This window comes from Aeromonas sp. ZOR0002 (assembly GCF_963866995.1).
GTDB lineage: Bacteria > Pseudomonadota > Gammaproteobacteria > Enterobacterales > Aeromonadaceae > Aeromonas > Aeromonas caviae.
The window spans coordinates 1-470 of sequence record NZ_CAWMFQ010000312.1 but is presented as its reverse complement, the minus strand read 5'-3'; the positions used below and the strand labels follow the sequence as shown (position 1 = coordinate 470).

The 470-nt window shown below is 61.5% G+C and carries 1 protein-coding gene; it reads right to left on the bottom strand.

The window, feature by feature from the left end:
- Positions 1-470: pyruvate kinase (locus tag AACR77_RS17080; protein WP_042882980.1), on the bottom strand; the 470-nt coding region annotated here is incomplete at both ends.

The window sequence follows — 470 nt, the reverse complement described above, 5'->3', positions numbered from 1 at the left end:
ACCAGCTGGGCAGCGGTCTTCTTGTTGGTGGTGATGGCCAGGATCCAGGCTTTCGGGAAGTACTTGCGGATGGCCTTGGCAGATTTGCCGCCTTCGGTGGCAACCACGATCAGCGGGGCGTCCAGCTTCTCGGAGGTCTCTACCGCGCCTTTGCAGACTGCTTCGGTGATGCGCAGCTTGTTGCTGTCGTTGGCAGCGGACAGGTTGGACGGCATCACGGCATCGGTACGCTCGCAGATGGTGGCCATGATGGTCACGGCTTCCAGCGGGTACTTGCCCTTGGCGGACTCACCGGACAGCATCACTGCGTCGGTACCGTCCAGGATGGCGTTGGCCACGTCGCCGGCTTCGGCGCGGGTCGGACGCGGGTTCTTGATCATGGAGTCCAGCATCTGGGTGGCGGTGGTGACCACTTTGCGCGCCTTGTTGCACTTCTCGATGATCATCTTCTGGGCGAAGATCACTTCTTC